We start from the raw sequence: 21,783 nt of genomic DNA, 5'->3' as shown, positions 1-21,783 counted from the left end.
CGCATGAGCCACCGACAATCCCACGGCACGGCGGTTGACCTGCTCCGACGGTCAGATGAAACCGAGGTACCCGACCAGGCCGGCCGCAGCCACCACGATCAGCGGGTTGAGCTTGGTGCGCATGAAGATCACTGTGCACACCGCGGTGACGGTATAGGCCCGCCAGTCGTGGTCGGCGGCACGGCTCATGACCAGCGATGCCGCCAGGATCAGGCCCACGGTCAGCGGGGCGAAACCCTTCTCGACGGCCCGGCGGAGTTTGGAGCGTTCGGCCTTCTGCCAGATCAACGTGATGACGTACACGAAACCCGCGGCCGGCACCACCATCGCGACCATCGAGATGACGCCGCCGATGATCGCCCCGGGAATCCCGGCGACTTTCAGGCCGGCGCCGTACCCGACCATCGACACGATGAGGATGCTCGGCCCCGGCGCGGTCTGGGAGATCGAGAACAGGTCGGCGAACTGGCTGTTGGTCAGCCAGTGCCTGTCGTTGACGGCGTTGATGTGCATGTCCGGCAGGACCACGTTGCCGCCACCGATCGACAGCAGCGACAGCATGCCGAACAACCCGATCAGCTGAACGTAAGTCGAAATCGCCACCGTGCTCATGCGCGATCCGCCTCCGGCCCCTCGCTGACACTCATGCCCGATCCGCCTCCGGCTCCTCGCTGACCGTCATGCCCGATCCGCCTCCGGCTCCTCGCTGACGCTCATGCTTCGGCTTGTGCCCGCTCACGCGGCCACGCCCATATCAGGCTGAGCGGCGCCAGGATCGCGAGCGTCCCCAGCAGCGGAAACCGCAGGACGCCGTTGAGCACGAAGGCACCCGCGAACAGCAGGACCGGCATGACGCCCGTCAGGCACTTCTGGCCCGTCTTGAGCACCATCGTCAAGGTCAGGGCCACCGCGGCCGCGGACGCGCCGTGCAGCACGCCTTTGACGGCGGGTACCTCCTTGAACCGGAAGTAGGCGAACGACAGCACCAGCACGATGACCAACGGCATGGCGCACAATCCGAATACCGCTGCCGCGGCACCGAAGAAGCCCCGCATCTTGGTGCCGGTGAAGACCGCCATGTTGACCTGATTGGCACCCGGCAGGATGCGGCACATCGTGCTGGCCGAGAGAAACTCGGCGTCCCCGAGCCAGCCTTTCTCCACCACCAGCACCTCACGGGACCAGGCCGACAGCCCGCCACCGAACGACGCCAGCGCGATGTGGTTGAACGTCAGGACCAACTCGAACAACGAAACCCGTTGGGCCGTCGAGTCGACCTCCTCACTCATGGACCAAATCGGGGTCGTGCGGGAAGTCGTCTTCGTGATGTTGCGACGTGTCGAGCGGATCTGGCGGCTCGTAGTGGTGCGAGGTCTCCCAGTCGGCGTCGAACACCTGCGTCAGCTGTGCGACCGCGTCCGGATCGTCGACCATCACGCCCAGTTCGCGACGCAGATCGAAGGCGCTGCGGTCGATGTTCATCGAGCCCACCAGCGCTTCATGGTCGTCGACGATGACCAGCTTGGCGTGCACCCGCAGGTTCTTCTGCTTACGCACCTTCGCCCCGAACCGGCGCAGGGTCCGCAGCGACGCGAACGTGTCGAGGATGTCCCAGTCGCTGATGCCGTGCCGACCGCCGCACAGCACATGGACATTCACGCCGCGCCCCACCGCCGCCGCGATGTGGTCGAGGATGACGGCGTCGACGTACTTGGGATGCTGGATGCGCAGCTGATGTTCGGCCGTGTCGATGAATTTCGCCATGTGGTACCGCGAATTCGAGTTGCTCCAGAGCAGCCCGTGATAGGACGACGGCTCCCAATCGGTGTGGGACCAGTCGGCGTCGAACACCTCGACGATCTGTGCGACGTGCTCGGCGTCGGTGGTGATGAAGCCGTAGTCGCGGGTGAGGGTGAAGTACTTCTCGCACAGGTTGAACGTGGCCACCAGCGCCGCTGTGTCGTCGACCACGATCGACTTCTCGTGCGTCACATAGAACGTCGGGTTGGACCACTGCACGTTCACGCCGGCGTTCGAGAATTGTTCGAACGTCTCGTCATTGGCGCGGTCCCCGCCGGAGCGCGCCGGGTTCAGCATGACGCGCACCGCGACGCCGGCCTGATGCCGCTCGATCACCGCCGCCACGAGGGACGGCTCGGTGAACGTGAATTGTTTGATCAGCAGCGATTTCTGCGCCGATGCGATGAAATCCCGCACCGGCTGCACACCGTCATCGGGTTCAACGATGACTCGCGGCGACACAGGCCCCATAAGCGCCGGATGCTAGCACCGAATAGGGGCTGCCAGACGTGCCTCCGTCAATAAGAGGTGGCCATCAGGCAAGATGAGGCACATGGATAGCGGAAGCGCCTCCCCCCGCCTGCTCGTAGTCGACGACGACCCGGACGTGCTGGCGTCATTGGAGCGTGGTTTGCGGCTGTCCGGGTTCGAGGTGACGACCGCGGTCGACGGTGCCGAGGCCCTGCGCAGCGCCACCGAATTCCGGCCGGACGCCATCATTCTGGACATCAACATGCCAGTGCTGGACGGCGTCAGCGTCGTCACCGCGCTGCGCGCCATGGACAACGACGTGCCGGTGTGTGTGCTCTCGGCCCGCAGTTCGGTCGACGACCGCGTGGCCGGGCTGGAAGCCGGCGCCGACGACTACCTCGTGAAGCCGTTCGTACTCGCCGAGCTGGTGGCCCGTGTGAAGGCACTGTTGCGCCGCCGCGGCGCGACAGCCACGTTCTCATCCGAGACCATCTCGGTCGGGCCGCTCGAAGTCGACATCCCCGGCCGGCGGGCCCGCGTCAACGGCGCCGATGTCGACCTGACCAAGCGCGAATTCGACCTGCTGGCCGTACTGGCCGAGCACAAGACCGCCGTGCTGTCCCGTGCCCAGCTGCTGGAGCTGGTGTGGGGCTACGACTTCGCCGCCGACACCAACGTTGTCGACGTATTCATCGGCTACCTGCGCCGCAAGCTGGAGGCCAACGGGGCGCCGCGACTGTTGCACACGGTCCGCGGCGTGGGGTTCGTGCTCAGGCAGCAATAGGCAGCGGACGGTGAACACGCTGACCCGGGTCTTCCGCCGCACTCCGTCGCTGCAGTCCCGCGTCGCGTTCGCCACCGGTATCGCCGCGGCCATCGTGGTCGGGATCGTCGGCACCATCGTATGGATCGGCATCACCAACGACCGCAAGGAGCGCCTCGACCGGCGGCTCGACGAAGCGGCCGGTTTCGCCATCCCGTTCCTGCCCCGCGGGCTCGACGAGATCCCGCGGCCGCCGCACGACCAGAACGTCGTCATCACCACCCGCCGGAACGGCCAGGTCAGCTCGAACTCGAATGTCGTCCTGCCCGAGCTTCCCGTCGGCTATGCCGATACCGACGTCAACGGCGTCCGCTACCGGGTGCGCACGGTCCAGATCCACCTGCCGGACCCGATGCTGGTGGCGGTGGGCGCCACGTATGACGCGACGATCGTCGACACCAACAACCTGCACCGCCGCGTGATCGCGTTGTGCGCGTTCGCCATTGGCGCGGCCGCCGTGGCGGGCTGGGCACTGGCCGCGTTCGCGGTTCGTCCGCTCAAGCGGCTCGCGCAACAGACGCGCGACATCGATCCGGAAGGCGACGCCCCGCACATCGACGTGCGCGGCGCCACCGAGGCCGTCGACATCGCCGACGCGGTCAAAGGTTTGGTAGAACGCGTGTGGGAGGAGAAGGGCCGGACCAAGGCCGCGCTCGCGTCAGCCCGTGACTTCGCCGCGGTGTCGGCACACGAGCTGCGCACCCCGCTCACCGCGATGCGCACCAACGTCGAAATCCTGGCCACTCTGGATCTTCCGGACGAGCAGCGCAAGGAAGTGCTGGGCGACGTCGTCCGCACGCAGTCGCGCATCGAGACCACGCTGTGGGCGCTGGAAAAGCTGGCGCAGGGCGAGCTGTCCACCGTCGATGACCATGTGCCCGTGGACATCACCGAACTACTGGACCGCGCCGCGCATGACGCCATGCGCGTCTACCCCGAGCTGGAGGTCTCCCTGGTCCCCGCGCCGACCATCATCATCGTGGGTCTGCCTGCAGGACTGAGGCTTTCGGTGGACAACGCGATCGCCAACGCGGTGAAGCACGGCGGTGCGTCGAAAGTCCAGTTGTCGGCGGTCAGTTCGCGCGCCGGGGTCGAGATCGCCATCGACGACGACGGCTGCGGCATCCCCGAAGAGGAACGGCTCAAGGTGTTCGGGCGGTTCAGCCGGGGCTCCACCGCATCGCACTCGGGCTCTGGTCTGGGGCTGGCTCTGGTGGCCCAACAAGCCGAATTGCACGGCGGTAGCGCGACATTGGAGACCAGCCCGCTCGGCGGGACCCGGCTGCTGCTGCGGCTGCCCGGGCATCACTAGCTCGTCATCGAAGATTGGCTCTGGTGTCCCGGCGCCGCTTCATCGCACGGAGGTCGCGGCGGCCAAGGCGGATGCGACGTACTGGCCTAGTTCTTCTTTGGTAACCGGCAACTCGCCCCGTAACCAGGCAGCGACGAGTTCGAGTGAGCCGCTGGCAAAAACGTACAGGACGGGGTCCGGGTGGGAGGTATCGGCGGCCGGCCGCCCCTTGGCCATTTCCGCCATCCGGGTCGTCACCACCGCCAGACGGTGAATGGTCGATTGGCGTGCCCGCTGGAGGACTTCGTGTGAGTAGGAGGCCAGCAGCAGTGGGCCGTTGAGGCGGTCTTCGACGGCGAAGTCGACCGCGGCCTGAGCTGCGGCGTGTAGTTGCTCGGAGACGTCCGGCCCGGCAGCGCCCATAGCGGCGGTGACCAGGCTGATTCCCCGTTCGGTGCGGTCTTGCACGAGCTCGAGAAGCAGGGCGTCGCTGTTGGCGAAACTCTCGTAGAAGTAGCGATCGTTCAACTGCGCACGCGCGCACACCGCCCGTTTCGACACCGCGCCGGGACCCGCATCGACCAATAGCTCATACGCGGCCTCCATGAATGCCGCACGGCGCTCAGCACGGCGCTGCGACGCGGCGATACCCCGATACGGGCGGGCGGGCGGTGATGGAGGCAAGGTTCGGCGCGCTGTCTGTTGACTCGGACGATGACAAGGTGCACACTACGCGCAGGCCAATTTCTGGTGCCGGTATGCATCAGAATTTGCCATTGACCGGAACCAGCGCACTGGGCGCGCTGCCGCAATCAGGAGTCATAGCCAATGACAGCAATAGAATCCGAGATAGGCGCGGATCACACCGCACAGGAATCCGGCGCCATTCCATTATTAGCTAGCGGGAAAGCGCGTTGGGATTCCGACGAGCTGTGGGTGCAACCGGTCCCGGATTTGGTCGACCCGCTCGGGCCGATGGGCACCGTCTTCGGCCAATGGGCGGGGTTGCCGGTCAATGGCGCGGCGTTTCTGCTGCAGGCGATGCACCCGGTCATCGGCTCGGTCGTCGACAGGTACTCGGTGTACGAGACCGATCCGTTGGGTCGCGCAATTCGATCATTCGATGCGGTGCAGCAATGGATCTTCGGCGGCAAAGCCGCCATCGAACATGGCTACTGGCTCCGGACGATGCACCAGCCTTTGCAGATGACCGGCCCTGACGGTCAGCACATCAGTGCATTGCATCCACAGGCCTATGCCTGGGTCATCGCCACCGCTTTTCCGTCCACTGTGTGGAGTGCGCCGCTGATCTTGGGGCGGAAATACACCGACGCCGAGGAAGACGCGCTCTACCGAGACACGCTCAGGGTCGCACGGATCACGCAGGTTCCGAAGAACCAACTCCCCCAAAGCCGCACGGAATTCTGGCCCTACTTCGACAAGATGGTCGACGAGGTGCTCGAGAACACCTATGTCGCGAACAACATCGTGCACAACCTCAGCAAGAACCCACCGCTCACGGTCCCTCGTGGGGTACCGCGGCGGCTGCGGCCGGCGACCGAACTGCTGACGCGGTCAGCTGCCGCCATCCCGGCGGAAATACTGCGCCTGACCCTCATCGGGTGCCTGCCACCGAATGTCCGAGAAAAACTCGATGTGCCCTGGAGCCGAGCCGAGGAACTGGAACTCCAAGCCGCCTTCCGGGTCTACCGAGGACTCTTGAGAACGTTGCCCGAACGAATTACCTACGCACCGCTGGCGTATCACGCGCGCAAGCATCAGCGCATCGTCAACACCATGCGCAAGCGGGAACTCACCGACTTCACCGCGCACGACAAGCATCAATCCGCAGCCACGTGCCCGATCTAGACATCCACGGCCGCGTCGCATCGCCGACACGGCCAGACCACACGCAGCCGCTTTCGGAGGTTCAACCATGACCATCACCAGCAACGACGAGGCAATCGGCCTTCTGGGCATGTACCGTGCAGCCAGGGAGCAACCCGACGAGGTCACACTGCCGATCACCGGGTCGGTGCCACAAGAGTTGAGGGGCACGCTCTATCGAAATGGCCCAGCCGACTGGGAATCGGGCGGGTTCAACGGAGCGCACCCGTTTGACGGCGACGGTTTGATGGTCAAGTTCACCATCACCGACGGGACGGTCCGATTCCGGTCGCGGTACGTGGACACTCCCAAGCGCCGCAAGGAACTTCGTGGTCAAGGCGCCCACATTCGTGGTGTGTACACGCAGGCGCGGCGTTTCCGCGACAACGTCGGCCGCCCACCGGCCGATGCCGCCAACACCCACGCTGTGGTCCACGCCGACCGGCTGCTCGCACTCAGCGATGCCGGCCGGCCCTGGCTGGTCGACCTCGACGACTTGTCGACACTCGGCCCGTGCACGTTCGATGGCCAACTCCCGTCGTTCTCCCGCTTTTCACCGCATCCACGCATCGATCCGGCCACCGGAGAACTGTTCAATTTCGGGTTCGACTTCGCCCCGTCGCTGGAGGGCCCCACCGTCGCGTGCCTTCGATGCTTCCGGGTAGACCCAGCAGGCCGGCTGAGCCAACTCGCCACGGTGCCGCTCGAGCACATCTACATCCAGCACGACTTCGCCATCACTCCACAATTCCTGGTGTTCGCGCTGGCTCCGATCACCGTCGACCCGGTAACCGCGGCGCTGGCCGCCCTGGGTAAAGGAACCCTCGGAGACAGCGCGGACTATCGCCCGCAGCAAGGAATGAAGGTCATTCTCGTTCCGCGCGCAGGCGGAAAACCCCGCATCATCGAGTGCGATCCGCTGGTGTACGTGCACGTCGACAATGCCTACGAGGACCGCGGCGACGTCGTCCTCGATCTCGTGCGCCACGAGTCATTCGCGTTCCTCAGCCAGGCAGCCAAGCGATTCCGCACCGAGCCCCTTCCCGTGGCCGGCTGGCCCGCAAGGCTTCGCATCTCAACCGGCGGAACGGTTACCGTTACCGACTATCCCAGTCCCGCAACCGAATTTCCCACCCACGACGAACGCCGCACCGGTCGCGAGCACCGCTACACCTACCTGGCCTCAGCAGAGCAGGACAGTGCGGCCATCGTCAAACTGGACCGGCAGACCAATACCCAACGCCTGCATGCCTTTTCGACAGAAACGTTCCCCGGTGAGCCGATCTTCGTCCCCAAGGCCCACAACGCCGACGAGGACGACGGCTGGCTCCTGGTCGTCACGTACAACGCCGCCGAGCATCGCACCGAGTTGCACATCCTCGACGCCGCCGCCATCGAAAACCCGGCCCACGCAATCGCCACCCTCCCGGGTCACCAATTCCCGGGCTTTCACGGCAGCTTCACCGAGCGCATAACCCCGCCGTGAGTCGACCCGCTGGCAGATGCTGTCCGCGAAACCGGCTCAGCCGAGGGTGATCTCGACCCGGCGATTCTTCGCCCGGCCGTCTTCGGTGCTGTTGTCGGCGACCGGATTGGCCGAGCCGGCACCGCGGGCGGTCACCTTCGCCGCTAGGACGCCGTTCGAAACCAGCGCGGCGGCAACAGCTTTGGCGCGGGTGTCGCTCAGTTTGAGGTTGATGGCGTCACTGCCCTGATTGTCGGTGTAGCCCACCACCGTGACTGCACCGTTCGGGCAGCCGCCCTTGATCTTGTCGGCTACCTGCACCAGCACCTGGCGGGACTCGGCCGTCATCTGCGAGCCGCCGGTGACGAAAGTGATCGGGCTGCGCAACAGCTCCGTGACGTCGGCCTGCACCTTCGCGCAGGGGCCACCGGCCGGGGTGGGTGCCGGCGCGGGCGCGGGTGCCGACGATGGCGCCGGGGCCGTCGGCGCGACCGGCCCGCCGGGCGCGGGGATCTGAATGTTGTTGGCCAGCTTCGCGCCGGGGAACGACAGCGCGGCGGCGCTCTGCACCTCGCCCGCTACGTCTAGGTTGGGCGCCGTCCCCATCAACGTGATGGTGGCGCCGTCGATGGACAAGCCAAAATCCGAGATGTGATCGGCGGCGGACAGGACGTTGCCGACAACCGACATGTCCGGGGTCCCGGCGCCGTCGACCACAGCGGTCTTGTCGATGAGGGTGGCATCGAGCCACTGCGCCTTTACCGCGGCGGCCAGTTCGGACTTCGACCGGGTGTTGGCCACGCTGCCGGTCAGGGTGACGGTATTGCCGTCGCGCATCAGCGCGAAGGGTGCCGACGTCAGCTCGGGCTGTGCCGGAACCGGCGCCGCGGAGGCCGCTATCGAACTCGGGGCCTGGTGCTCATCGGAGCTACCGAACACCACCCAGCCGACTGCCGCGACGACAGCGACCACGACACCCACCGCAGCCACCTTGCCGCGCGCGCCGAGACGACGAACGCTGCCGGACGGCTCGGCGACGTCAGCTGTGTCCGTCATGCACAACCCTCCCTGAAACACGTTCGAGCCTAGAGCCCGACAGCTGTGGAGACGGCACGTTGCCGCCGTGACACGCCACAACCGCCGGACCCTAAGCCCGACAGAAAGTCGATCAGGTCAGCGGACGCCGACGAGGTCGATGACGAAGATCAGCGTCTTGCCGGACAGCCGGTGCCCACCACCGGCGGGGCCGTAGGCCTGCGCGGGCGGGATGGTCAGCTTGCGCCGGCCACCCACGCGCATCCCGGGGATGCCGTCCTGCCAGCCCTGAATCAGGCCACGCAGGGGGAATTCGATGGTCTCGCCGCGGTTCCAGGAGCTGTCGAACTCCTCACCGGTGTCGTACTCGACGCCGACGTAATGGACCGTGACGTTGCCGCCGGGCACGGCCTCGGCGCCGTCGCCGACGATGACGTCCTCGATCACCAGCGAGTCAGGTGCCGGGCCGTCCGGGAATTCGATTTCAGGTTTGGTGTTAGCCACGGGGACCACCGTAGTCGGGCGTTCGCCGCGGGTGGACGGGAACCGCGTCCCTAGTGACGACGCAGCCGGCTCAACAGGTCACGCAGCGTGGCCAACTCGTCGGCGTCCAACGTGGCAAAGACCGGCGGGGCCGGATCATCGATCTGACTGATGCCCTTCATCAAGGCAGCTCCGGCCTCGGTGAGCGACACCAGTTTGCACCGCCGATTGTCCGGATCCGGCTGTCGCACAACCAATCCACGTTCCTCGAGGTCGTTGATGGCGACAGTGGTGGCGGGGGCGTCCATGGCGGTCGCGGCGGCGAGTTCTTTGGCCGTCATGGGCTTGGCCGCCAGCCGGCGCACGATCCGGACCCGGCTGAACGGCAGGCCGGACCGCTCGACCACCGCACGCTTCCAGCTGTCCCGGTTCTCGAACACCACCGCGGCCATGGCCTGCCAGACGTCGTCGGCCAACGAATCAGTGGACATGGGCCGGCTCCAGGTTGGGGGTACCTTCGATCAGCGGAGCCAGCCGCTCCGCGGAGCGCAGGGCCCGCGGTGAGGTCGAGACGAGGCCGAGCACGATGATCGCCAGGCCCGCGCCGAGGCACATCCACCACAGCGGCCGGGCCTGGATGCCGAAGTCCGCGGCACCGGACAGCGCCGGGCCGGCAATCGAACCGCACAGTGCCACACCGATACTCACGCCCACTTGCCGGCTGGTAGACGTTACCGCCGCCGCCGCGCCGGCTCGATCTACCGGCATACCGCTGACCGCCGCGTTGGTGATGGGCGCGTTGACCATGGCGAACCCCATGCCGTACACCGTGAAGATCAGCACCACGTGCCACATCGGCGTGCGATCGGTCAGCGTCGTCAACATGAGCGCAGCCGCTGCCGTCAGCACGCCTGCGGTCAGCAGGGACGGGCGCGCGCCATAACGTCCGACGATCCGTCCGGACAACGGCGAAAAGACCAGGGCGCCAATCGCTATCGGGAGATAGATCAGGCCGGTGTGGATGGCCGAGTAGTGCCGTTCGTTCTGCAGGTAGAACGACATCATAAAGAGGAACGCACCCCAGGCGGTGAAGGCGAGGATCGCGGTGACCGTGGCCGAGGCGAATGGGATGCTGCGGAAGAAACGCAGGTCGATGAACGGGTCGTGGCGGCGGCGTTCGTAGCGCAGGAAGGCCGCGAGCGCCACTACCGCCACAACCGCGATGGACACGGTGCGCGGGCTGGACCAGCGCATGCCCGGCCCTTCGATCAGGGTGAACACCAAGCTGAACAGAAACAGCACCGCCAGCCCCTGGCCGACCGGATCGATGTTGCGCATGGTGGCCGACTTGCTCTCCGGGACGAAGATGGCGGTCAGCACGACAGCCGCCAGACAGATCGGCAGATTGATCCAGAACACCGCACGCCAACCGACGGTCTGGATCAGCAGGCCGCCGACGGTGGGCCCCAGCGCCATCGAGATACCGACCACCGCGCCCCACAATCCGAGCGCCCGGGCCCGCTCCACCCTGCCGGTGAAGACCTGCGAAATGATCGACAGCGCAACGGGATTCAACATCGAGCCGCCGATACCCTGGAGTAGACGGGCGCCGATCAATGCGTCCGCGGTCGGCGCCAGGCTGCACATCAGCGAACCGAAGGCGAAGACCGTCAGGCCGATCTGGAACACCCGACGACGGCCGAACCGGTCGCCGGTCGCACCGGAAAGCATCAGCAGCGAGGCCAACACCAGGGTGTAGACGTCGACGACCCATTGCATCTGGGCGGGTGACGCACCGAAGTCTGCGCGGATCGACGGGATCGCGACGTTCACGATGGTGGCGTCCATCGACACGATCAGCAGACTGAGGCAGCAGGAGATCAGGATGATCGTCTTGCGCCGTGAGTCGAGCGCGTCGATGGTTGTATTCACACAACTATTGTGAAACTACAACTGTTGCCGGCGCAACGTCGGGGTGCAGTGACATAGGCGACATGGGCGGAAACTGGCCGCTCATGTCCGCTCGTGGCCGCTCACTGCCCCGCGAGCGAGCGCGAAATGCACACCAAAAACGGCGTGTCGCCGGACAAACACGCACGCTGGCGGAAAAAGAGAAAGAGACGGCCCCTCGCGCGAAGTGCGCGAGGGGCCATGTCCGTGAACGGGCTTTAGGGGTAGTCCCGCTCGGTGTAGCCGGTGTAGATCTGGCGCGGGCGGCCGATCTTGGTGCTCGGGTCGGCACTCATCTCGCGCCAGTGCGCGATCCAGCCCGGGAGCCGGCCCAGGGCGAACAGCACGGTGAACATGCGGGTCGGGAAGCCCATGGCCCGGTAGATCACGCCGGTGTAGTAGTCGACGTTCGGGTACAGCTTGCGCTCGACGAAGAAGTCGTCGGTGAGGGCGATCTCCTCCAGCGACTTGGCGATGTCCAGCAGCTCGTCGTCGCCGCCGAGCTTGCCGAGGATCTTGTCGGCCTGCTCCTTGACGATGCGCGCCCGCGGGTCGTAGTTCTTGTAGACCCGGTGACCGAAGCCCATGAGCTTGACGCCGTCTTCGCGGTTCTTGACCTTCTTGACGAAGTCGCGGACGTCGCCGTGCTCGGTGCGGATCTTCTCCAGCATCTCCAGCACGGCCTGGTTGGCGCCGCCGTGCAGCGGGCCCCACAGCGCGTTGATGCCGCCGGAGATCGAGGTGAACAGGTTGGCCTGCGACGAGCCGACCAACCGAACCGTCGACGTCGAGCAGTTCTGCTCATGGTCGGCGTGCAGGATGAACAGCATGTCCAGGGCGCGGACCAGCTCCGGATCCACCTGGTACGGCTCGGCCGGCAGACCGAACGTCATCCGCAGGAAGTTCTCGACCAAGTTCAGCGAGTTGTCCGGGTACAGGAATGGCTGACCGACCGACTTCTTGTACGCGTAGGCCGCGATGGTCGGCAGCTTGGCCAGCAGGCGGATGGTCGACAGCTCGACCTGCTCGGGATCCTTGGGATCGAGCGAGTCCTGGTAGTAGGCACTCAGCGCGTTGGCCGCCGACGACAGCACCGGCATCGGATGCGCGTTGCGCGGGAAGCCGTCGAAGAACCGCTTGAGGTCCTCGTGCAGCAGGGTGTGCCGCTGAATCTTGTTGGTGAACGCTTCCAGCTCGGCGGCCGTCGGCAGCTCCCCGTAGATCAGCAGGTAGCTGACCTCGATGAAGTTCGACTTCTCGGCGAGCTGCTCGATCGGGTACCCGCGGTAGCGCAGGATGCCGGCGTCACCGTCGATGTAGGTGATGGCGCTCTTGGTGGCCGAGGTGTTGACGAAACCACCGTCATACGTGGTGTAGCCGGTCTTGGCGAGCAGCGAGCCGAGCTCGATGCCGTCGGATCCCTCGGTGGCGCGCACGATCTTGAGATCGATCTCGCCCCCTGGATACCTGAGGTTGGCTACGTCGTCAGAGCTGGAGGTGTCGGCCACTTGAACCCCTTTTGCGGTGTCGACCTTTTGCGGTGTCGGCAGGTGAAACGTCCGGAACAAGACGGTAGTCGTTAAGAGAACTATGTGCTTGCTCGGGTCGTCATAATCCCGCTGTCAAGCGTCAGCGGCGAACCACCTGATAGCGCACGAACACGGGCACCACCAGCACCGAGACGATGACGCCGACCACCACCAGGACGCCACCTCCCGTCGCGGCCACGGTCGTCCCCACCACCGCGGCCGCCGCCCCGTGCACCGCGTCAGCAATCCGCGGGCCACCCGCGACCACGACGGTGAAGACACCTTGCAAACGGCCGCGTAGCTCGTCGGAGGCCGCTTCCTGCAGGATCGTGCTCCGGAACACCGCCGAGACCATGTCGGCCGCACCACCGACGGCCAACAGCACCAGCGCGGTCCAGAGAAATCCGTCGGGGCGGCCCGTGGCCTGGCCGACCGCGAGCCCGAAACCAGCCATGGCCGCGCCCCACACCACGATCGAGACCACCACCGCCAAACCCTGCCTGCGGACCCGGGGCAGCCACCCCGAGAACACCCCGCCGGCCACCGCGCCGAAGGCCATGGCTGCCGATAACAGCGCCATCGCGGTACCGCCCGCGACCGGTCCGCCGAAGTTCTCGTGGGCCATCTGCGGGAACAGCGCCCGCGGCATGCCGAGGATCATCGCGATGAGGTCGACCACAAAGGACATGAGGACGACCCGGTTGCCCGAGAGGTAGCGGAAGCCGTCCAGCACGGCCGCGAAGCCCCAGCGCGAGCTGTCGTCAGCGACCGAATGTTCGGGCGGCATCGGGGTGAGCCGGAAGGTCGCCCAGATCGGCGCGATCGTGGTGAGGGCGTCGATGAAGTACAGCGTCGACAGGTCCACCCACCGCAGCAGCACGCCGGCGAGCAGCGGGCCGACGATCGCGCCGGCCTGGAACACCGTCATGTTCAGCGAGTTGGCGGCGGGCAGCTGCTCGGCGGGCAGCATCCGCGGGATGGCGGCCGAGCGGGTCGGCGAGTTGATCGCGTAGAACGCCTGCTGCACCGACAGCAGGCACAGCACCAGCCAGACGTTGTTGAAGCCGGCGGCGGCCTGCACCCACAGCAGCACCGACGCCACCGCCAGCCCGCAGGACGCGATGATCAGCAGCCGGCGGCGGTCCATCGCGTCGGCCCAGGCCCCGCCCCACAGGCCGAACACGATCAGCGGTACGACGCTGAACACGCCCGCCAAACCGACGTACGCCGAGTTCTGCGTCAGCGCATAGAGCTGCACCGGCACCGCGAAGATGGTCAGGTTGGCGCCGATGACCGTGACGACGCTGGACCCCCAGAGCCGGCGGTAATCCGAGTTGCGCAGCGGTGTGGTGTCGGCGATCAGACCTTTCAGGGCTGGAGCCTTTCGACACGGTCGCCCGTGATGCGAATCCGGTTGTGCACCCGGTTCTCTCGGCCCTGCCAGAACTCGATCACTTCCGGGGCGAGCAGGTACCCGCCCCAGTTCGGCGGCACCGGCACCTCGGGCACGTCGGCGAATCGCTCGGTCACGGCACGCAACTGTTCCAGCAGCGCCGCCCGTGAGGCAATCGATTTTGACTGGTGTGATGCCCACGCGCCCAGCTGCGAACCACGCGGCCGTTTGGACCAGTACTCGGCGGTGTGCTCCGCGTCGACCTTGGTCACCGCGCCGCGGATATGGATCTGCCGGCCCACCAGGTACCACGGGAAGGTCGCCGACGCGTAGGGCACGGCGGCGAGCTGGCCGCCCTTGTCGGAGTCGTAGTTGGTGTAGAAGGAGATGCCGGTCTCTTCGATGGACTTGCACAGCACCGAGCGGGTGACGGGATGGCCCTGCGCATCGACGGTGCCCAGCACCATCGCGTTGGGTTCGGACACCCCCGCCTGCACGGCGTCGGCCATCCAGTCGCGGAACAACGCCAACCAGCCGCGGTCCAGCCAGTCGACGTCGAGGTCGACGCTGCCGTCCTTCTCTACCGAACCGTATTCTGCCCGCATCCGGGCCAGGTGATCACTGTGGTCAGACGCCATAAACTGTGACGCTACGCCGCTGGTTACCGGCCGGTAGCTGCCCGCCCACTGGTTAGTGGAACAATTTCGGCATGACCGAGGCAACGTCAGTGTCGACGCCGCAGATCCCCGAGAACTTCGTCGCCGGCTTGGAAGGCGTCGTGGCCTTCACGACCGAGATCGCCGAACCGGACAAGGACGGCGGCGCGCTGCGCTACCGCGGCGTCGACATCGAGGACCTGGTGAGCCACCGCGTCACGTTCGGTGACGTCTGGGCCCTGCTGGTGGACGGCGAGTTCGGCCGGGGCCTGCCGGCCGCCGACCCCTTCCCGCTGCATGTGCACTCGGGCGACGTCCGCGTCGACGTCCAGGCCGCGCTGCCCACGCTGGCACCGATGTGGGGCTTCCAGCCGCTGCTCGACATCGACGACGACACCGCCCGCGACCAGCTGGCACAGACGTCCGTGACCGCGCTGTCGTTCGTCGCGCAGTCGGCCCGCGGCATCTACAAGCCCGCGGTGCCGCAGCGCATCGTCGACGAATGCCCAACTGTCACAGCACGTTTCATGACCCGCTGGCAGGGTGAGCCGGACCCGCGGCACATCGCGGCCATCGACGCCTACTGGGTGAGCGCCGCCGAGCACGGCATGAACGCGTCCACCTTCACCGCGCGCGTCATCGCCTCGACCGGAGCCGACGTGCCCGCGTCGCTGTCCGGCGCCATCGGCGCCATGAGCGGCCCGCTGCACGGCGGCGCCCCAGCCCGCGTGTTGCCGATGATCGAGGAGACCGAGCGCACCGGCGACGCCCGGGGCGTGGTCAAGGGCATCCTGGACCGCAAGGAAAAGCTGATGGGCTTCGGGCACCGCGTGTACCGCGCCGAGGACCCGCGGGCCCGCGTACTGCGCGCCACGGCCAAGCGTCTGGACGCCCCGCGCTACGAGGCCGCCGCCGCACTGGAGCAGGCCGCGCTGGCCGAACTGCGCGAGCGCCGGCCGGACCGGGCCATCGAGACCAACGTCGAGTTCTGGGCCGCGGTCATCCTGGACTTCGCCCAGGTGCCCAGCGCGATGATGCCGGCGATGTTCACCTGCGGCCGCACCGCAGGCTGGTGCGCCCACATCCTGGAGCAGAAGCGGCTGGGCAAGCTGGTCCGTCCGGCGGCCATCTACGTCGGTCCGCAGCCGCGGCGTGCGGACTCCGTGGCCGGCTGGGACAGCATCGCCCACAGCTGACGCTTCGGGCTCGGTTTCTTGTCACCGATGAGAAGTAGCGTTGGAGATGGTCATAAAGACTGACCCCAATCCACGCCGTACCGCTCTTCAGGAGACCCCGATGACCGAATCTCAGACCTTCCTCGCCCCGCACCTCGTCGTCGGTGACGGTGCTGCCGCAATCGACTTCTACGTCAAGGCTTTTGGTGCCACCGAGCTGGGCCGGGTGCCCGGGCCGGATGGCAAGCTCATGCATGCCGCGCTGACCATCAACGGGTCGAACGTCTACCTCAACGACGACTTCCCTGAGATGTGTGGCGGCAAGTCGCAGACCCCGACGGCCTTCGGCGGCACGCCGGTCACCATCCACCTGCAGGTGCCCGATGTCGACGCGGCGTACCAGCGCGCCATCGATGCCGGCGCGCGTGAACTCATGGCCCCGCAGGACATGTTCTGGGGTGACCGGTACAGCCAGGTCGAGGATCCGTTCGGACACCACTGGTCGCTGGCACAGACCGTGCGTGTGGTCAGCCCCGAGGAGATCGAAGCCGCGATGGCCCAGCAGCAGGGCGCGTAGCGAGCCTAGATTTGTGCACGATTTTCCGCAGCCGGCGCGGAAAATCGTGCACAAATCACCAGGAAAAGAGCCGCTGGCGCAGCGTCGGCTTCGGCGCGCCGGCGGCCGCGGTCAGCATGTCGGACACGTCGATGAACTTGTCGCGTGGCCGGCCTGCGCCGCCGCGGTCAATCTCGGCCGCATCGATGGCCCGCCAGCCTGCCATGTCGACCACGTCCGGCCGCCGGTCGCGCATGAGCTGGTGCAGCGCACCGGCTTTCGCGGTCGGCTCGGTGAGCCGGCTGGCGTTGTAGTCGGTGACCAGTCGGTCCACAGTGTGCGCGGCGCACGACTTGTTCGTGCCGATGAAGCCTGTCGGGCCCCGCTTGATCCACCCCGCCACATAGCTGCCAAGGACCGGGTTGCCGGTGGCCGGATCGATGACGCGGCCCTCGTCGTTGGGGACCACGCCGGCAGCATCGTCGAACGGCAGACCACGAATTGCCTTGCCGTGGTAGCCGATTGACGTCAGCACGAGGCCCGCGTCGAGCTGACGGACCTCGTCGGTCCCGGTCACCGTGAACTCGATACCGGTGACATTGTCCGAGCCGAGCACCCGTGTGGGGGTCAATTCGTAGGCCAACCGGATCCGCGGCTTCGAAATAGGCAGGCGCGTCGGCGGCGAGTCAACCGCCAGCTTGGCGAGGATCTCGAGCTTGTGCCGCGTCAGTGCTTCGGTCACCGTCTCCAGATCCCGACGGACGAGCTCGTGGTCGGCGGCGTCGAGCACCACGTCGCACGTCGCCGTCAGGCCGATCAACTCCGGCAGGGTGAAGGCCGAGTGGATCGGGCCACGCCGGGCCGCGATCACCACCTCGCGCACCTTCGAGTCGCGCAGCGCGGCCAGGGCGTGATCGGAAATGTCGGTGCGCGCCAGCGCATCCGGATCGGTGGTCAGAATGCGGGCCACGTCCAACGCGACGTTGCCGTTACCGATGATCACCACGCGCTCGTGGCTCAGGTCGACGGGCAGATGCGAGAACTCGGGGTGTCCGTTGTACCAGGCCACCACCTCGGTGGCGGTTCCGGTTCCCGGCAGCTCCATGCCCTCGATGTCGAGGCGCTTGTCGTTCGGCGCACCCACCGCGTACAGCACGGCGTGGTGGTGCTCTAGCAGCTCGGCGTGCGTGATGTCCCGACCCACCTCGACATTGAGGTAGAAGTCGAGCCCACGACGCCGGGTGATCTGGTCGAACAACCGGGTCACGCCCTTGGTGCTCTGGTGGTCGGGAGCGACCCCGGCCCGCACCAGCCCGTAGGGCGTCGGCAGCTTCTCGAAGACGTTGACCCGGACCCCGCGCTGGGTCAGCAACTCGTCAGCGGCGTACATGGCAGCCGGCCCCGAGCCGACGATGGCGACCCGCAGCGGACCGTACGGCCGCTGGTCGACCGCCGGGGCGTCGGGCACCGGCGCCAGCTTGGACGTCGGCGGCAGCTTGCCCTCGTACTTCGGGTAGAAGGACGCGTTGAGCTCGATGAACGGCAACTGCGCTTCGGTCAGCTTCGTATCGGGCTTGATCGCGCCGACCGGGCAGGCAGTGATGCAGGCACCACAGTCCACACAGGCGGCGGGGTCGATGAACAGCATTTCGGCGGTAGCGAACCCCGGCTCGTCCGGGGACGGGTGAATACAGTTCACCGGGCATGCGAAAACGCATGAACCATCGCTACAGCACGACTGGGTAATTACATGTGGCACTAATAAGCTCCGCGCGTCGTCCGAATGTCAGAATCAGGCGGCGACCACGACGTGCTGGCGCTGCGGCTCGCTGCGGTACCGGCTGGGCGGGCCGTCGATCTTGCAGATCTTCCACATGATCTTGGCCAGCGGGTTCATCAGACCGGTGTCGTACGCCAGCATCCGGACGTCGGAGAACATGTTGCGCAGGAACATGCGGGACTCGGGAGCGTCGAAGAAGAGCTCGCTGCGTACCGACTGCGGGATGTCGAACTTCTTCCAGAAAGCGCGCGGCGGCACCACGATCGCCGAGCACAGGATGCGCATGGTCACCGGGACGAACAGCGACAGCCAGAACTTCTTCCAGCGGCTCAGCTCCGGGACGCGCTTGTGCAGATATTCGTGCGCGAACGAGATGTGCCGGGCCTCCTCGGCCACGTGGATAGCCATGACCCGCTCCATGATCGGATGCAGTTCGGTGCCTTCACGCAGGATGTTCTTCTGGGTGTGGTCGATGGGCTCCTCGCCGGCGAGCACGCCGAAGAAGAACGGGATGGGTGCCGGGCCGGCGGCCAGCGGGATCAGCGGCTGGATCCACTTGAGCAGCTTGGGCATGCCCGGGACGTCAACCCCCATGTGATTGACCATCTCCTGGAACATCAGGGTGTGGTTGCCCTCTTCGATGGCCTCGTGGGTGCAGTAGCGGAACTCGGGCGAACCGTTCGGAACCCAGAACGCATACTCCATCAAGCCGCGGATCAGGATGTTCTCGAAGTGCAGACCAACCTTGGCGACGTTGGCCTGGCGCCACATGCCGATCTCGATCTGGCGTTCGTGGGACTGGGCCTGGTACCACGGGTGGCCACCGAGCGGGTCGGTGTCGGGGAGAATCCAGCGCGGGTCGTTCGGCACCACAGCGAATTCCGGGGAGTCCCACGCGATGTCCGTGTACGGGTTGAAGTTGCGCCGCACAGACCCCTCGGACAGCGTGGCGAGCTTCTCGACGTAGACCTGGTCATCCAGGACGTCCATGTTCCGACGCCAGCGACGGATCATGCGGGTACGTGCCATTTCGAGCCTCCCAAGGCTTCATTTGTGGGCTTTACATTCGGCTGCCTTGTGTCGAACGGTACCGCAGGTACCACCTAGAAACTAGTGCCCGCCATCACACATCTCCAACCATTTTGTGACGCCGATCACACCATCGCCCGTCACGGTGCAGCAAGCAGCCGGATCCCCGCGACAGCGGGCCGTCGACCTGCAACTACGCTGACACCCATGGCTGAGCTCACCATCCCCGCCGACATCAAGCCCGCCGACGGACGCTTCGGCTGCGGCCCGTCCAAGGTCCGCCCCGAGCAGCTGACCGCGCTGGCCGCCGCCGGCAACCTCTTCGGCACCTCACATCGCCAGGCTCCGATCAAGAACCTGGTCGGTCGCGTGCGCGACGGTGTCAAGCAACTGTTCTCCACCCCCGACGGCTACGAGGTCATCCTCGGCAACGGCGGCTCGACCGCGTTCTGGGATGCCGCCGCGTTCGGCCTCATCGACAAGCGCTCGCTGCACCTCACCTACGGCGAGTTCAGCAGCAAGTTCGCGTCGTGCGTCGCCAAGAACCCGTTCGTCGGCGATCCGATCATCATCAAGGCCGACGCCGGCAGCGCGCCCGCGGTGCAGTCGGACCCGGACGTCGACGTCGTGGCCTGGGCCCACAACGAGACCTCGACCGGTGTCGCGGTGCCTGTCCAGCGTCCCGCCGGTGACGCGCTGGTCGCCATCGACGCGACCTCGGCCGCCGGCGGACTGCCGGTCAACATCGCCGACACCGACGCCTACTATTTCGCGCCGCAGAAGAACTTCGCCTCCGACGGCGGCCTCTGGCTCGCCGTGATGAGCCCCGCCGCCTTGGCGCGGGTCGAGCAGATCGCCGCCACCGGCCGCTGGGTGCCCGACTTCCTGTCGCTGCCCATCGCGGTGGAGAACAGCCTCAAGAACCAGACCTACAACACCCCGGCGATCGCGACCCTGATCCTGCTCGCCGAGCAACTGGACTGGCTGAACGGCAACGGCGGCCTGGACTGGGCCGTCAAGCGCACCGCCGACTCGTCGCAGCGGCTGTACTCGTGGGCCGAGTCGCGTCCGTTCACCACTCCGTTCGTCGCCGATCCGGCGCTGCGGTCCCAGGTTGTTGGCACCATCGACTTCAACGACGACGTCGACGCCGCTGCCGTGGCAAAGGTGTTGCGCGCCAACGGAATCGTCGACACCGAGCCGTACCGCAAGCTGGGCCGCAACCAGCTGCGGGTCGCCATGTTCCCGGCCATCGACCCCGACGACATCAGCGCCCTGACGGCGTGCGTCGACTGGGTCGTGGAGAACCTCTGAGCAAGGCTGTCGACACAACTCCGCATCACACCGAGGCGCGCAGTTCAGCAAGAGCTGCGCGCCTCGGTGTGTCAGCACGGTTACGAGTCGATAACGCAGTAGGGTGAGCCGTTAAGCCGCGTCCTAGGAGGTCACCAATGAGGGAACTCAAGGTCGTCGGACTCGATGCCGACGGCAAGCGCATCATCTGCGAAACCGCCGACAGCGCAGAAAAATTCGTGGTGCGTGTCGACGATCGCCTGAAGGCCGCCGTCCGCGGCGACCGGGCCGTCAGCAACCAGACGCAGATCGAGGTCGAAGTGCCCAACTCCCTGCGCCCCCGTGACATCCAGTCCCGCATCCGCGCCGGCGCCTCCGTCGAGCAGCTCGCCGCAGCAGCGGGTGTCAGTCCCGAGCGCGTCATGCGCTTCGCCCACCCGGTGCTGCTGGAGCGGTCCCGCGCCGCCGAGCTGGCCACCGCGTCGCACCCGATCCTGCCGGACGGCCCGTCGGTGCTGACCCTGCTGGAAACCGTGACCGGCGCCCTGATCTCCCGCGGACTCGATCCCGAGACGACCAAGTGGGACGCCTGGCGTAACGAGGACAGCCGCTGGACCGTGCAGTTCGGCTGGAAGGCCGGACGCTCGGACAACGTCGCGCACTTCCGGTTCAGCCCGGGCGCCCACGGCGGCACCACCACCGCTTTCGACGACGCCGCCACCGAGCTGATCGATCCGAACTACACCCGCCCGGCCCTACGGTCGGTCGCGCCGCTCCCGCAGCTGCACTTCGAGGAATCGGTCGCCGAGATCCCGATGCCGGCCTTCGTTCCGAAGCCCGAGCCCAAGCCCGCGCCGGAACCCGCACCTGCCCCGGTGGTCGTCATGACGCCGGCACCCGCGGCACCCGCGGCGCCCGTCACTCCCCCGGCACCCGCGGCGCCTGTTGCCCCGCCGGCACCTGAGCCGATCTCCGTTCCCGAGCCCGCGGCCGTCGCCGAGACTCCCGAGCCGGCCGCGCCCGCGCCGCGTCCGCGCAAGAAGAAGCCCGAGATTCCCGCATGGGAAGACGTCCTGCTCGGCGTCCGAGCCAACGGCCAGCGCTGACCTGGTTCTTTACCCCTCGAGCGTACGAACGCCCACTTTGGGGTTGATCCTGAGTCCAGGG

General features: G+C 66.6%; 21 protein-coding genes. 8 read left to right on the top strand and 13 right to left on the bottom strand.

All coding sequences use genetic code 11. The annotated features are described in order from the left end of the window. Positions 1–51: 51 nt before the first annotated feature. The 3 genes from G6N59_RS20055 to G6N59_RS20045 all read right to left on the bottom strand — a co-directional run bounded on the left by G6N59_RS20055 (position 52) and on the right by G6N59_RS20045 (position 2,271). Entirely contained in the window at positions 52–612 is a 561-nt protein-coding gene (locus G6N59_RS20055; protein WP_138228577.1) for a chromate transporter, read from the bottom strand. A gap of 101 nt (positions 613–713) precedes the next feature. Continuing rightward, a complete protein-coding gene (locus G6N59_RS20050; RefSeq protein ID WP_138228576.1) occupies positions 714–1,289 on the bottom strand; it encodes a chromate transporter in 576 nt (191 codons plus the stop codon). Beyond that, a complete protein-coding gene (locus G6N59_RS20045; protein ID WP_138228575.1) occupies positions 1,282–2,271 on the bottom strand; it encodes a phospholipase D-like domain-containing protein in 990 nt (329 codons plus the stop codon). The genes G6N59_RS20050 and G6N59_RS20045 overlap by 8 nt, the downstream gene beginning before the upstream one ends. 82 nt (positions 2,272–2,353) lie before the next feature. Between G6N59_RS20045 and G6N59_RS20040 the strand changes: the two genes are divergently transcribed. Further along, positions 2,354–3,055 carry a response regulator transcription factor gene (locus tag G6N59_RS20040; RefSeq protein ID WP_138228574.1) on the top strand — a complete coding sequence of 234 codons (702 nt, stop codon included), beginning with the start codon at positions 2,354–2,356 and terminating at the stop codon, positions 3,053–3,055. Between the two features lie 10 nt (positions 3,056–3,065). Continuing rightward, complete coding sequence (locus G6N59_RS20035; RefSeq protein WP_138228573.1) at positions 3,066–4,406, top strand: sensor histidine kinase; 1,341 nt, start codon at positions 3,066–3,068, stop codon at positions 4,404–4,406. Positions 4,407–4,445: 39 nt separating this feature from the next. On the opposite strand, the gene G6N59_RS20030 is transcribed toward G6N59_RS20035, so the two are convergent. Beyond that, on the bottom strand, positions 4,446–4,991 hold the full coding sequence (locus G6N59_RS20030; RefSeq protein WP_138228572.1) for a TetR/AcrR family transcriptional regulator: 546 nt from the start codon (positions 4,989–4,991) through the stop codon (positions 4,446–4,448). A 222-nt stretch (positions 4,992–5,213) separates the two neighbouring features. Between G6N59_RS20030 and G6N59_RS20025 the strand changes: the two genes are divergently transcribed. Continuing rightward, positions 5,214–6,254 carry an oxygenase MpaB family protein gene (locus tag G6N59_RS20025; protein WP_138228571.1) on the top strand — a complete coding sequence of 347 codons (1,041 nt, stop codon included), beginning with the start codon at positions 5,214–5,216 and terminating at the stop codon, positions 6,252–6,254. Positions 6,255–6,321: 67 nt separating this feature from the next. Further along, a complete protein-coding gene (locus G6N59_RS20020) occupies positions 6,322–7,758 on the top strand; it encodes a carotenoid oxygenase family protein (RefSeq protein WP_138228570.1) in 1,437 nt (478 codons plus the stop codon). Between the two features lie 36 nt (positions 7,759–7,794). Here the strand turns inward: G6N59_RS20020 and arfA are convergent, their stop codons facing one another. From arfA to pdxH, 7 genes are all read right to left on the bottom strand, one after another. Beyond that, complete coding sequence (gene arfA / locus G6N59_RS20015) at positions 7,795–8,793, bottom strand: channel-forming protein ArfA/OmpATb (RefSeq protein WP_138228569.1); 999 nt, start codon at positions 8,791–8,793, stop codon at positions 7,795–7,797. A gap of 117 nt (positions 8,794–8,910) precedes the next feature. Then, positions 8,911–9,276 (bottom strand): FKBP-type peptidyl-prolyl cis-trans isomerase, encoded by a 366-nt coding sequence (locus tag G6N59_RS20010; protein ID WP_061005607.1) that lies wholly within the window; start codon positions 9,274–9,276, stop codon positions 8,911–8,913. Between the two features lie 50 nt (positions 9,277–9,326). Further along, positions 9,327–9,746, bottom strand: coding sequence for a MarR family transcriptional regulator (locus tag G6N59_RS20005; RefSeq protein ID WP_138228568.1), 420 nt, complete (start codon positions 9,744–9,746; stop codon positions 9,327–9,329). Next, positions 9,736–11,187 (bottom strand): MFS transporter, encoded by a 1,452-nt coding sequence (locus G6N59_RS20000; protein ID WP_138228567.1) that lies wholly within the window; start codon positions 11,185–11,187, stop codon positions 9,736–9,738. Before G6N59_RS20000 ends, G6N59_RS20005 begins: the two co-directional genes overlap by 11 nt. 236 nt (positions 11,188–11,423) lie before the next feature. Then, positions 11,424–12,713: a citrate synthase gene (locus tag G6N59_RS19995; protein WP_138228566.1), complete on the bottom strand. Its 1,290-nt coding sequence runs from the start codon at positions 12,711–12,713 to the stop codon at positions 11,424–11,426. 121 nt (positions 12,714–12,834) lie between these two features. Continuing rightward, positions 12,835–14,106, bottom strand: a complete 1,272-nt coding sequence (locus tag G6N59_RS19990) for an MFS transporter (RefSeq protein ID WP_138228630.1) — start codon at positions 14,104–14,106, stop codon at positions 12,835–12,837. Further along, the gene (gene pdxH, locus G6N59_RS19985; RefSeq protein ID WP_138228629.1) at positions 14,103–14,732 is read right to left on the bottom strand and encodes a pyridoxamine 5'-phosphate oxidase; all 630 of its coding nucleotides are present in this window, start codon (positions 14,730–14,732) and stop codon (positions 14,103–14,105) included. Before pdxH ends, G6N59_RS19990 begins: the two co-directional genes overlap by 4 nt. A 104-nt stretch (positions 14,733–14,836) precedes the next feature. On the opposite strand from pdxH, the gene G6N59_RS19980 reads away from it, so the two are divergent. Then, complete coding sequence (locus tag G6N59_RS19980) at positions 14,837–15,979, top strand: citrate synthase 2 (RefSeq protein WP_138228565.1); 1,143 nt, start codon at positions 14,837–14,839, stop codon at positions 15,977–15,979. 100 nt (positions 15,980–16,079) lie between these two features. Next, a complete protein-coding gene (locus G6N59_RS19975; protein WP_138228564.1) occupies positions 16,080–16,535 on the top strand; it encodes a VOC family protein in 456 nt (151 codons plus the stop codon). Between the two features lie 55 nt (positions 16,536–16,590). Here the strand turns inward: G6N59_RS19975 and G6N59_RS19970 are convergent, their stop codons facing one another. Both G6N59_RS19970 and G6N59_RS19965 read right to left on the bottom strand, forming a co-directional pair. Then, positions 16,591–18,273 carry an FAD-dependent oxidoreductase gene (locus tag G6N59_RS19970; protein WP_138228563.1) on the bottom strand — a complete coding sequence of 561 codons (1,683 nt, stop codon included), beginning with the start codon at positions 18,271–18,273 and terminating at the stop codon, positions 16,591–16,593. A 33-nt stretch (positions 18,274–18,306) separates the two neighbouring features. Beyond that, entirely contained in the window at positions 18,307–19,323 is a 1,017-nt protein-coding gene (locus tag G6N59_RS19965; protein WP_138228562.1) for an AurF N-oxygenase family protein, read from the bottom strand. Between the two features lie 207 nt (positions 19,324–19,530). Here G6N59_RS19965 and serC point away from each other — a divergent pair, with 207 nt between their 5' ends. Beyond that, positions 19,531–20,637 carry a phosphoserine transaminase gene (gene serC / locus G6N59_RS19960; protein WP_138228561.1) on the top strand — a complete coding sequence of 369 codons (1,107 nt, stop codon included), beginning with the start codon at positions 19,531–19,533 and terminating at the stop codon, positions 20,635–20,637. Positions 20,638–20,774: 137 nt separating this feature from the next. Beyond that, positions 20,775–21,722 (top strand): septation protein SepH, encoded by a 948-nt coding sequence (gene sepH, locus G6N59_RS19955; RefSeq protein ID WP_138228560.1) that lies wholly within the window; start codon positions 20,775–20,777, stop codon positions 21,720–21,722. The last annotated feature ends 61 nt before the right edge of the window (positions 21,723–21,783 follow it).

The sequence above is a fragment of the Mycolicibacterium aubagnense genome, from assembly GCF_010730955.1.
In the GTDB taxonomy this organism is placed as follows: domain Bacteria; phylum Actinomycetota; class Actinomycetes; order Mycobacteriales; family Mycobacteriaceae; genus Mycobacterium; species Mycobacterium aubagnense.
Note: the sequence above shows the minus strand (reverse complement) of the source record. Positions and strands in the feature narration are given on the sequence as shown.

What these genes read in the sequence shown, in the direction of transcription:
- G6N59_RS19980 (WP_138228565.1), top strand. Translation starts at nt 14,837, where the DNA reads ATGACCGAGGCAACGTCAGTGTCGACGCCGCAGATCCCCGAGAACTTC.
- serC (WP_138228561.1), top strand. Translation starts at nt 19,531, where the DNA reads ATGGCTGAGCTCACCATCCCCGCCGACATCAAGCCCGCCGACGGACGC.
- G6N59_RS20025 (WP_138228571.1), top strand. Translation starts at nt 5,214, where the DNA reads ATGACAGCAATAGAATCCGAGATAGGCGCGGATCACACCGCACAGGAA.
- G6N59_RS19975 (WP_138228564.1), top strand. Translation starts at nt 16,080, where the DNA reads ATGACCGAATCTCAGACCTTCCTCGCCCCGCACCTCGTCGTCGGTGAC.
- G6N59_RS20020 (WP_138228570.1), top strand. Translation starts at nt 6,322, where the DNA reads ATGACCATCACCAGCAACGACGAGGCAATCGGCCTTCTGGGCATGTAC.
- G6N59_RS20045 (WP_138228575.1), bottom strand. Translation starts at nt 2,271, where the DNA reads ATGGGGCCTGTGTCGCCGCGAGTCATCGTTGAACCCGATGACGGTGTG.
- G6N59_RS20040 (WP_138228574.1), top strand. Translation starts at nt 2,354, where the DNA reads ATGGATAGCGGAAGCGCCTCCCCCCGCCTGCTCGTAGTCGACGACGAC.
- arfA (WP_138228569.1), bottom strand. Translation starts at nt 8,793, where the DNA reads ATGACGGACACAGCTGACGTCGCCGAGCCGTCCGGCAGCGTTCGTCGT.
- G6N59_RS20055 (WP_138228577.1), bottom strand. Translation starts at nt 612, where the DNA reads ATGAGCACGGTGGCGATTTCGACTTACGTTCAGCTGATCGGGTTGTTC.
- G6N59_RS20050 (WP_138228576.1), bottom strand. Translation starts at nt 1,289, where the DNA reads ATGAGTGAGGAGGTCGACTCGACGGCCCAACGGGTTTCGTTGTTCGAG.
- sepH (WP_138228560.1), top strand. Translation starts at nt 20,775, where the DNA reads ATGAGGGAACTCAAGGTCGTCGGACTCGATGCCGACGGCAAGCGCATC.
- G6N59_RS20030 (WP_138228572.1), bottom strand. Translation starts at nt 4,991, where the DNA reads ATGGAGGCCGCGTATGAGCTATTGGTCGATGCGGGTCCCGGCGCGGTG.
- G6N59_RS20005 (WP_138228568.1), bottom strand. Translation starts at nt 9,746, where the DNA reads ATGTCCACTGATTCGTTGGCCGACGACGTCTGGCAGGCCATGGCCGCG.
- G6N59_RS19965 (WP_138228562.1), bottom strand. Translation starts at nt 19,323, where the DNA reads ATGGCACGTACCCGCATGATCCGTCGCTGGCGTCGGAACATGGACGTC.
- pdxH (WP_138228629.1), bottom strand. Translation starts at nt 14,732, where the DNA reads ATGCGGGCAGAATACGGTTCGGTAGAGAAGGACGGCAGCGTCGACCTC.